Raw genomic sequence first — 9,295 nt, 5'->3', positions numbered from 1 at the left:
TCCTTCGAATCCGGCCTCAACAGCGCCTTCCTCACGGCGGGTGCCGTGACGCTGGCCTGCGCCGTATTCACCGGCCTGTGGCTGACCGCGGCCCGGACGCCGCGGGCTGTCCCGGGCGACGTCCCCATGCCGAGATCAGCGGCGCGAGGGTGAGGTCGAGCTCGCCGGCATCGATGGCGGCCAGGTGCGCGTCGATCTCGGCGTCGTTGGCCAACCCAGCGGCGAGCAACTCGGCGCGGACCATGCGCACCGTCGCGGTCTCCAGCCGGTCGCACGCTACCCCGCCGACCGGGAAGCAGCCGGCCGCCGTGACATCGACCAGGCCGGCCGCACGCAGCGCCCGCGGCAGCGTACGGCCGTAGCGCAGGTCGGCGCCGCGGCGGGTCATCAACTCCCGGACGGCGCGCCGCAGCCGGTTGGCGCGCTGCTGTGCCGGGCCAACCTCATCGAGGCAGGCCAGCGGCTGCAGCTCGGTATCGGCGTCCTCGACCAATAGCCAGCCACCGGGGCGCAGCGCCGCCACCATCGTCGCCAACGCCCGGGCACGGTCGGGCACGTGGACGAGCACGAGCCGGGCGTGTACCAGGTCGAACGTGCCCGGCTGCGGCGGCGGGTCCCCGACGATGTCATGCCGGAGCACCTCGTACCCGCTGTGCGGGTCCAACCAGGCCGGATTGATGTCCGTGGCCAGCACGTAACCGGTTGGTCCGACGGCCGTGGCGAGTGCCTCGGGAATGCTGGGGCCTCCGGCGCCGACTTCCCAGCAGCGCCAGCCCGCCTTCACTCCGAGCCGGTCGAAGTGCCCCCGCGTGACACCGTCGAACAGCTCGGCCAGCCAGGTGAACCGCTCGCCCGCCTCCACCCGGGCGTTGTCGAGCAGGTAGCGGTGATCCGGGGCAGACCCAGGGGTGTGCGGCGATGGGGGACCGGACTCCGCGCCAGCGGTATTCACCGCCCCGCCTGCGGTCGTGTCCGGCTCGGACCCGGGGTCAGCGAGGGGCTGCGATGAACTCATGCCTACATCCTCGCGACCTTTCGCGTGCTGTGTCAGTGCGACATGGAATGAAACCAGACGGCCTCCGGGACTGGAGGATCGGACCGGATTCTGGCGCCGCGTGGCGTAGGCCCCAGTTCTCAGCGTTGGCGTCGCCGGGCCGCTGGGTCGTGTTCGGCGGAGGTCTCTTCGGAACGTCTTCAACGCCATGGCCGAGATCCGCATGGCCGCCTCGCGGGCGCTGTCGCTGCTGCACAAGCGGCAGATCCGCTTCACCGCCGATCGCGCCCAGGCCAACCGCCCCGTCCGGGGGTCGCCGTAGTACGTGGGAAAAATCGGGCGGATATGGGTGAACGCCTGGCGCCCGCCGGTCAACCACGCAGTTGCGCATTGAGCCGCGCGGCCTGTCGCGTGAGGTGGTCGCGTTCGAGGAGGCTGGGCGCCGATCGGGCGGCTTCGGCGTAGAGCCGTGCCGCGGTCACCGGGTCACCGTCACGCTCGTGGAGGTACGCCGCGACGGCGGTGTGGCGGGGCAGAGCGGGGTCGAGCTCCGCCAGGGCGGCCAGGCCGGCCCGTGGGCCGTCGGCCTCGCCGACCGCGACCGCCCGGTTGAGGCGGGCCACCGGGCTGCCGGTGAGGCGCACCAGCTCGTCGTACCACTCGACGATCTGCACCCAGTCGGTCTCCTCAGCCGTCGGGGCGTCGGCGTGCAGCGCGGCGATGGCGGCTTGGGCCTGGAACTCGCCCAGGCGGTCGCGGGCGAGGGCCGTCTGGAGCACGTCGACGCCCTCGGCGATCAGGCGGGTGTTCCACAGGCTGCGGTCCTGTTCGGCGAGGGGCACGAGCCTGCCGTCGGTGCGGGTCCGTGCCGGGCGCCGGGCGTGGTGCAGCAGCATGAGCGCGAGCAGGCCCGCGACCTCCTCGTGGAGGGTCTTGGCCGCCAGTTGGCGAGTGAGCCGGATCGCCTCGGCGGCGAGGTCGACGTCGCCGGAGTAGCCCTCGTTGAAGACCAGGTAGAGCACGCGCAGCACAGTGGCGACGTCACCGGGCTGGTCGAACCGGACGCCCGAGATGGTGCGCTTGGCCCGACTGATCCGCTGGGCCATGGTCGCCTCCGGTACGAGGTAGGCCCGCGCGATCTGACGCGTGGTCAGGCCGCCGACCGCGCGCAGCGTGAGCGCGACGGCGGAGGCCGGTGTCAGGGACGGGTGCGCGCACAGGAAGTACAGCCGGAGCGTGTCGTCCACCGCCTCGCACGGGCCGGGCACGGGCTCGGTCTCGACGCGTACCTCGCGGTGCCGTCGGGAGGTATCGGCGCGGGCGGCATCGAGGAACTTACGCCAGGCCACGGTGACCAGCCAGCCCTTGGTGTCCCGCGGCGGGTCGTCCGGCCATACGCGCACGGCCTCGACCAGGGCGTCCTGCACGGCGTCCTCGGCCGCCGCGAAGTCGGCTCCGCGACGGACGAGGACACCGATCACCGCGGGCACCAGCTCCCGCAGCAGCGACTCGTTCACTCGGTCACCGTGGGCGGCTCGACCATGAAGGGGCGCACCTCGAGCCACTCGTGGATCGGCTTCCCACCCGCGCCCGGAGCCGCGGACAGTTCGCCGGCCAGCTCGAGCGCCCGCTCGTAGGTCTCGACGTCGATCACCATCCAGCCGGCGATCAGGTCCTTGGTCTCCGCGAACGGGCCGTCGGTGACCGGCGGCCGCCCCTCGCCGTCGAAGCGGACGAACGTGCCCTCCGGAGAGAGCGCCTGAGCGTCGACGAACTCGCCGGTGCCCTCCAGCCGAGCGGCGAAGTCACGCATGTACTGCACGTGGGCCGTGAGCTCCTCCGGCGTCCACTGCTCCATCGGCACGTCGTTGACCGGTGCCGGCCCGCCGCGGTAGTGCTTGAGCAGCAGGTACTTGGCCATCGTGTTTCTCCTTGGTCGGTACAGGCCCATTGTGGCCGTGGTCACTCCGGGGACGGAGCCGCGCGCGGGTTCTCGACATCCCTTCGCGACATTTTCCGGCGGATTTCACAGACTCCGCGTACCGCAGTGGGGTTGCCCGGCCCATGCGAGCGACCTCGCGCCGCTCAGGCGATGCCATCGACGTAGTCCAGCTCGGCCCGACCCCGGATGAGCAAGATCTTGGGTGGGTGCACCTCGGTGTCGATCGTCAGGGCAACCATCGGGTTCTCACTCAAGGTGGAGCGTTTCAAGCGGGTCACGTCGCGAGCAGTCCTTGTACTGCACCACCTCGCCGACGGGTTCGGCGCCGTGGGTGCGCAGGCGGGCGATGACGTCGTCGATGTCGTCGACCGCGAACATGATGCGGCGAATGCCCAGCGTGTTCGCCGGGGCGTCCTCCGGCGCGCCGCTGATCGCCTTCGGCATGTGGTACTTCGCCAGCTCGACCCGCCCGTGGCCGTCCGGGACCCGCATCATCGCCACGTCGACTCATTGGTCGTAGAGCCCGACGTAACGTGCCGCCCAACGCCCCTCGACCAGGGTGCTGGGACTATTTCCTCAGAGAACAACGCTAAGGACTTTTCGCAGCTCAACATGGCGCACTGCGCATGCTCCGGGACAGGCGCCGCAGGATCGAGCCGGCCACAATCTCCCCGAAGTCACGCCCCTTGGCGCACCCCTCTGGGATGTTTTACCAGGCGATGGGGCCGAGGCGATCGATGAAGATCCCGGTCGGCCCGTCAGAGGCGAGCGTCGCGAGCTCGATGATCGGTTCACTGCCCTCGGTGACCGTCAGCTCGCCCGTGTGGATGTTCATGTCGGTGGCGGTGAACCTGCCGTTGGCGACCTCGCCGGGGGTCACGGCGTTGAACTTGATGGCCGGCAGCGCCTGGGCGTATCGGACGGTGATCATGTTCAGTGCCCCCTCGACGAGGTGTAGGCGAGTTCGTACATCGTCGAGACGGCTTGCCGGGAGTCAGTCACGACCGCGATAGACCCCCCGGCGCCGGTGACCATCACCACCCGCGGGTTATCGGCCGCCTGCAACAGCGGCAGGAACGCGTGCGTGACCCGGACCGGCCCGTACACATTGGTGTCGTAGACGGCGTGGATGTCCTTGGCCGTCGCGTGCGCCGGGTTGACACCGCCGCCCGGTGTGCCGGCGTTGTTGATCAGCACGTCCATCCGGTCGGTGTGCTCCCGGACCAGCCGCACAGCCCCGGCCACCGACTCCTCCGAGGTCACGTCCAATGGAACCATGATGACGTGTGCGCCGTCGGCGGCCAGCTTCTGCGCGGCGGCCCTTCCCCGGCCCTCGTCGCGTGAGCCGAGGAAGACCCTCCAGCCCAGCTCCCCGAGCCTACGCGCCGTCTCGTAGCCCAGGCCTTTGTTCGCTCCAGTGATCAATACCGAGGTCATGTTCTCTCCTGACGTCGTTGTAACTACGACCATGTGGCGGTGCCGACCCGATTCCTGTGACACTGCCGAGGTGTGATGTAGGCCACCGGCGGCGGTTTGTCACAAACCGGTGGGATCGGCGTCTTGTGTGCAGGCGTCGGCGGCAGAGTCCAGCAGCCGGTAGGCCAGCGAGGCCAGCCGGTTCCGGCTGGCCTCGAACCGACTGGTGTCGAAGCGATCAGTGGCGGTGCTGTCCACGCGGACCACGCCCTATGAGGCGGCTACACGAGCGCCTTACCGGCGGTCGCGTCCGGCGCGGCGGCCAGGCGGTGCTTGCGCTTGGGCAGGCCGTAGGTGGGGTGCGAGGTGGCCCACAGCGCCATCTTGAGGATGCCCGCCTTGATCCGTGCGGGCTTCCGGCCGCCCTGGTACTTCTGCTTTGCCTGCCCTTCGTCGTCGACCGTCTGCAGGATTCCGTCCCGCCGCCCGAGGCTGATGTGGTTGTACGTGTAGACCAGCTTGGTGTTGGCAATCGCGCGGCCGGTCAGGCGTCCCACGATCGCCTCGATAGCCTGCCGCCCGGTGTAGCCGGCCGATGCGCAGGACATCGGCAGCGGCCGGCCGTTGTCGCCGATGGCGTAGGCGCTGTCACCGATGGCGTAGACGTTCGGGTGCGAGAGTGACCGCATGGTGCGATCGACGACGATCTGCCCGTTCGGGGTGACCTCCAGTCCGCCGGCGGCGGCTATGGGGTTGACCGCGAACCCGGCCGTCCACACGGTTGCGTCGGACGCCAGGACGGTGCCGTCGGCGCACAGCACCCGCGTCGCTTCGACGGCTTCGACGAGGGTGTGCTCCAGGACGGTGACGCCCAGCCGGTCGCAGGCCTGGCGCAGGTGGCCGCGGGCTCCGGCCGACAGCCGGGCGCCCAGCTCGCCGCGGGCGATGAGCGCCACCGACAGGCCGGACCGGGATTCGGCGATCTCGGTGGCGGTCTCGATGCCGGTCAACCCGTCGCCGACGACCACCACGCTCCTGCCATCGCCCCGCCCGTCCAGGGTGTCCAGGCGCTCGCGCAGGCGCAGCGCCGAGGGCCGGGCGGCGACGTCAAAGGCGTGCTCGGCCACGCCGGGGACAGCTTCGACGTCACCGTGGCTGCCGAGCGCGTAGACGAGTGTGTCGTAGCCGAGCTCGCAGTCGCCGCTGTCGGTGTCGGCCACGGTGACGACCCGGCGTTCGGGGTCGACGGCGGTGACACGGGCCAGGCACAGGCGTATCCCCGTGCCCGCGAAGACGTCGGCAAGCTGCGGGGCCTCGATGGCCCGGCCGGCCGCGAGCTGGTGCAGCCGCATTCGCTGGACGAAATCCGGCACGGCGTTGACCACGGTGATCTTGGTGTCCTTCGGGGACAGCCGGCGGGCCAGGTTCCCGGCCACGTAGGCCCCGGCATAGCCGGCGCCGAGGATGAGGATGCGGTGCTTCACGTGTTGCTCCTGTCGGTTCTCTTGCACTCGGTGAGTTGACTCGGCCCTGGGTCACTGATTCTCTTGATCGAGATCGCCGTGAGCCTCCGCGGCGAGGTCTTGCCAGTCGGCCCAGGTCTTGAGCCGGTCGGCGTAGACCTGCTGGAGCATCGGGTAGAAGCCCTGCCCGAAGAGCACCCGCAGGGGCGGGTTGCCGGAGTCGACGATCTTGAGGAGTGCCTGGGCCGCGGCGGCCGGGTCGCCGACGGGCTGCTTTCCCGCGATCGCGGCGATGCGCCGGCGAAGGCCGTCGTAGACCGGGTCAGGCTCGGCCATGTGGCCGTTGTTGAGGGGATCGGGGTTCTCTCCGGACCGGGTGGCGAAGCCGCCGGGCTCGATCACAGTCACCTTGACGCCGAAGTCGGCGACCTCGTGGGCGAGGGATTCGTTCAGGGCTTCCAGGGCCCACTTGGAGGCGCTGTAGGCGCCGCTGAGCGGGAACGCCATCAGCCCGGCCGCCGAGGACAGCTGGATGATGTGCCCGCCGCGCTGCTCTCGCAGGTAGGGCAGCGCGGCCTGGATCACCCACACCGCGCCGAACAGGTTGGTCTCCAGCTGGTCGCGCAGCTCCCGCTCGGTCATCTCCTCGATCGCGCCGACATGGGCGTAGCCGGCGTTGTTCACGATGACGTCGAGACGGCCGAAGTGCTCGGCGGCCCGCTTCACGCTTTCGACGACGGCGGCCTTGTCGGTCACGTCCAGCTCCAGCACAAGCACCGCCTCGCCATAGGCGGTGACCAGCTCGTCAAGGCTTGCAGCGATCCGGGCAGTCGCGGCCACTTTGTCGCCACGCGACAGGGCGGCCTCGACGAACTCGCGGCCCAGGCCGCGAGACGAACCGGTGACGAACCAGACCTTGCTCATGATGTCTTTCCGTTCTTTCTGAGGTGACGGTTGCGCGGCGGTCACCACGCAACGAGGCCAAGGTGATCGCTCAGGGAGTTGCGTTCTGCGCGGATTGTTCGCGCGGCGTCCTGACGACCATGCGGCGTCTGCGCCCCGAACTTTGTGACAGTGCGGTCATGTGACGTGTGTCACCCGTCACGGGTGTCACACAGCGGTAGGCGCGGACGCCTTGTGCATGGAGCAGGAGTCGCGGGTGAACAGGCAGGAGCCAGGTATGAACGAGCGCAGGGATGCAACGGCGGGCACAGCCGAGCCGATGGCTGGTGGCGGCCGGATGGACCTGGCCACCGAGGCATTTCTCGCCCACCGCAACCTGCTGTTCACCGTTGCCTACGAGATGCTCGGCTCGGCGGCTGACGCCGAAGACGCCCTGCAGGAGACCTGGCTGCGGTGGGTCAAGATCGACATGGGGCAGGTATCCGACCAGCGCGCCTACCTGGTACGCATCGTCACCCGGCGCTCGCTGGATCGGCTGCGCGTCATGAAGCGCCGCAAGGAGGCGTACGTCGGCCCGTGGCTGCCCGAGCCCCTGCTCACCGCGCCGGACGTGGCCGAGGACGTCGAGCTGGCCGAGAGCGTGTCGATGGCGCTGATGCTCGTCCTGGAGACGCTGTCGCCGACCGAGCGGGCCGTCTTCGTGCTGCGCGAGGTCTTCGACATCGGCTACGAGGAGATTGCGGCCGCCGTCGGCAAGACGCCGGCGACCGTACGCCAGATCGCGCACCGGGCCCGCCGGCACGTCGATGCCCGGCGGCCTCGCGAGGCGGTCTCCCCGAGCCAGGCCCGGGCGGCTGTGGAGTCCTTCCAGCGCGCGCTCGAAACCAGGGACCTGCAAGGTCTGCTTGATGTGCTCGCCCCTGAGGTCGTCCTGGTGAGCGACGGCGGCGGCGTCAAGCAGGCCGTACCGCGGCCGATCACCGGCGCCGGCAAGGTCGCCCGCATGATCGTCAGCGGCCTTGGCAAGGCCGACATCGCGCTCACCAGCGAGCCCACCGTGGTCAACGGCAACCCGGCGCTCATTCTCCGCGTGGACGGCGAGATCGACGGCGTCATAGCGGTCCGGGTCGAGGACGCCCGCATCACCGGCCTGTACTACGTCCGCAACCCGCGGAAGCTGACCCGCATCGCAGCCGAGACCCCGCTCACGCTGAAGTGATCCTTCACCTCGCTCACCCCGCGATGAGCACCGGCGCTGAACAGCCGCTTGACCAGACACCGCGTCTGGCTTCATCCCGAACAGCCCCGTACAAATTCAGGCCAGATCTTCTACCAGGAGGTCATTCATGACGAACAGCGTTGCCGGCGAACTCGCCGACCTGGAGCTGCCGGTCGAGCGTGGCTGCCCGTTCGCCCCGCCCGCCGCCTACGAACGGCTGCGCGAGCAGGCGCCGATCAGGAAGGTCCGCCTGACCAGCGGCGGCGAGGCGTGGTGGGTGTCCGGGCATGAGGAAGGCCGTGCCGTCCTCGCCGACCCCCGCTTCTCCTCCGACAAGCGCAAGGACGGCTGGCCGCTCTTCACCCTCGATGCGGCGACCTTGCAGCAGCTCCGCAGCCAGCCGCCGTTGATGCTCAGCATGGACGGCGCGGAACACGCCGCGGCCCGCCGGGCGGTGATCGGCGAGTTCACCGTGAGGCGGCTGGCCTCGCTGCGCCCGCGCATCCAGGCCATCGTGGACCACTTCATCGACGACATGCTCACCACCGGCCAGCAGCCGGTCGACCTGGTACAGGCGCTGTCCCTGCCGGTGCCCTCCCTGGTGATCTGCGAACTGCTCGGCGTCCCCTACGCCGACCACGACTTCTTCCAAGGGCGCACCTCCATGCTGGTACGCCGGACATCTCTGGAGGACCGCCAGCGAGCCTTCGCCGAACTGCGCGCCTACATCGACGACCTGATCACCCGCAAAGAGTCCGAACCCGGCGACGACCTGTTCAGCCGGCAGATCGCCCGGCAACGCCAGATGGGCGCCCTCGATCACGCGAGCCTGGTGAGCCTGGCCTTCCTGCTGCTGACCGCCGGACACGAGACCACAGCGAACATGATCTCGCTCGGCGTGGTCGCGCTGCTCACCCACCCACAGCAACTCGCCCTGATCACCACCGATCCGGACAAGACGCCCATGGCCGTGGAGGAACTGCTGCGCTACTTCTCCATCGCCGACGGGGTCACCTCCCGGCTGGCCACCGAAGACGTCGAGATCGGCGGGGCGCGCATCGGGGCCGGCGAGGGCGTCATCGTCTCGATGCTGTCGGCCAACTGGGACCCGGCGGCGTTCAAGGATCCGGCCGAACTGGACGTCGAGCGCGGAGCCCGCCACCACCTCGCCTTCGGATTCGGCCCGCACCAGTGCCTCGGCCAGAACCTGGCCCGGATGGAGCTGCAGGTCGTCTTCGACACGCTGTTCCGCCGCATCCCCACCCTGCGACTCGCCGCACCGGCCGAGGACCTGCCGTTCAAAAGCGACGCCGTCATCTACGGCGTTCACGAGCTCCCGGTCACCTGGTGAGGCAGGA

General features: G+C 69.7%; 11 protein-coding genes. 2 read left to right on the top strand and 9 right to left on the bottom strand.

What is annotated here, in order from left to right:
• Positions 1-67 precede the first annotated feature (67 nt).
• The 9 genes from AB0J64_RS31450 to AB0J64_RS31410 form a co-directional block, all read right to left on the bottom strand.
• Positions 68-1,015: a methyltransferase domain-containing protein gene (locus AB0J64_RS31450; protein WP_364034724.1), complete on the bottom strand. Its 948-nt coding sequence runs from the start codon at positions 1,013-1,015 to the stop codon at positions 68-70.
• Positions 1,016-1,365: 350 nt separating this feature from the next.
• Positions 1,366-2,511: a DUF6596 domain-containing protein gene (locus AB0J64_RS31445; protein ID WP_364034721.1), complete on the bottom strand. Its 1,146-nt coding sequence runs from the start codon at positions 2,509-2,511 to the stop codon at positions 1,366-1,368.
• A complete protein-coding gene (locus tag AB0J64_RS31440) occupies positions 2,508-2,915 on the bottom strand; it encodes a YciI family protein (RefSeq protein WP_364034718.1) in 408 nt (135 codons plus the stop codon). The genes AB0J64_RS31445 and AB0J64_RS31440 overlap by 4 nt, the downstream gene beginning before the upstream one ends.
• A gap of 267 nt (positions 2,916-3,182) precedes the next feature.
• Positions 3,183-3,437 carry a hypothetical protein gene (locus tag AB0J64_RS31435; RefSeq protein WP_364034715.1) on the bottom strand — a complete coding sequence of 85 codons (255 nt, stop codon included), beginning with the start codon at positions 3,435-3,437 and terminating at the stop codon, positions 3,183-3,185.
• A gap of 208 nt (positions 3,438-3,645) precedes the next feature.
• Positions 3,646-3,867, bottom strand: a complete 222-nt coding sequence (locus tag AB0J64_RS31430; protein WP_364034712.1) for a hypothetical protein — start codon at positions 3,865-3,867, stop codon at positions 3,646-3,648.
• A 2-nt stretch (positions 3,868-3,869) separates the two neighbouring features.
• Complete coding sequence (locus AB0J64_RS31425) at positions 3,870-4,373, bottom strand: SDR family NAD(P)-dependent oxidoreductase (protein ID WP_364034709.1); 504 nt, start codon at positions 4,371-4,373, stop codon at positions 3,870-3,872.
• A gap of 99 nt (positions 4,374-4,472) precedes the next feature.
• Positions 4,473-4,610: a hypothetical protein gene (locus AB0J64_RS31420; protein ID WP_364034706.1), complete on the bottom strand. Its 138-nt coding sequence runs from the start codon at positions 4,608-4,610 to the stop codon at positions 4,473-4,475.
• Between the two features lie 23 nt (positions 4,611-4,633).
• Complete coding sequence (locus tag AB0J64_RS31415; protein ID WP_364034703.1) at positions 4,634-5,836, bottom strand: FAD-dependent oxidoreductase; 1,203 nt, start codon at positions 5,834-5,836, stop codon at positions 4,634-4,636.
• Positions 5,837-5,887: 51 nt separating this feature from the next.
• Positions 5,888-6,739 carry an SDR family NAD(P)-dependent oxidoreductase gene (locus AB0J64_RS31410; protein ID WP_364034700.1) on the bottom strand — a complete coding sequence of 284 codons (852 nt, stop codon included), beginning with the start codon at positions 6,737-6,739 and terminating at the stop codon, positions 5,888-5,890.
• Between the two features lie 256 nt (positions 6,740-6,995).
• Between AB0J64_RS31410 and AB0J64_RS31405 the strand changes: the two genes are divergently transcribed.
• Positions 6,996-7,937 carry an RNA polymerase sigma-70 factor gene (locus AB0J64_RS31405; protein ID WP_364034697.1) on the top strand — a complete coding sequence of 314 codons (942 nt, stop codon included), beginning with the start codon at positions 6,996-6,998 and terminating at the stop codon, positions 7,935-7,937.
• A 127-nt stretch (positions 7,938-8,064) separates the two neighbouring features.
• Positions 8,065-9,288 (top strand): cytochrome P450, encoded by a 1,224-nt coding sequence (locus AB0J64_RS31400; RefSeq protein ID WP_364034694.1) that lies wholly within the window; start codon positions 8,065-8,067, stop codon positions 9,286-9,288.
• Positions 9,289-9,295: the final 7 nt, after the last annotated feature.

This window comes from Nonomuraea sp. NPDC049695 (assembly GCF_040674955.1).
Lineage (GTDB): Bacteria > Actinomycetota > Actinomycetes > Streptosporangiales > Streptosporangiaceae > Nonomuraea > Nonomuraea helvata.
Note: the sequence above shows the minus strand (reverse complement) of the source record. Positions and strands in the feature narration are given on the sequence as shown.

What these genes read in the sequence shown, in the direction of transcription:
- AB0J64_RS31450 (WP_364034724.1), bottom strand. Translation starts at nt 1,015, where the DNA reads ATGAGTTCATCGCAGCCCCTCGCTGACCCCGGGTCCGAGCCGGACACG.
- AB0J64_RS31405 (WP_364034697.1), top strand. Translation starts at nt 6,996, where the DNA reads ATGAACGAGCGCAGGGATGCAACGGCGGGCACAGCCGAGCCGATGGCT.
- AB0J64_RS31440 (WP_364034718.1), bottom strand. Translation starts at nt 2,915, where the DNA reads ATGGCCAAGTACCTGCTGCTCAAGCACTACCGCGGCGGGCCGGCACCG.
- AB0J64_RS31400 (WP_364034694.1), top strand. Translation starts at nt 8,065, where the DNA reads ATGACGAACAGCGTTGCCGGCGAACTCGCCGACCTGGAGCTGCCGGTC.
- AB0J64_RS31425 (WP_364034709.1), bottom strand. Translation starts at nt 4,373, where the DNA reads ATGACCTCGGTATTGATCACTGGAGCGAACAAAGGCCTGGGCTACGAG.
- AB0J64_RS31430 (WP_364034712.1), bottom strand. Translation starts at nt 3,867, where the DNA reads ATGATCACCGTCCGATACGCCCAGGCGCTGCCGGCCATCAAGTTCAAC.
- AB0J64_RS31410 (WP_364034700.1), bottom strand. Translation starts at nt 6,739, where the DNA reads ATGAGCAAGGTCTGGTTCGTCACCGGTTCGTCTCGCGGCCTGGGCCGC.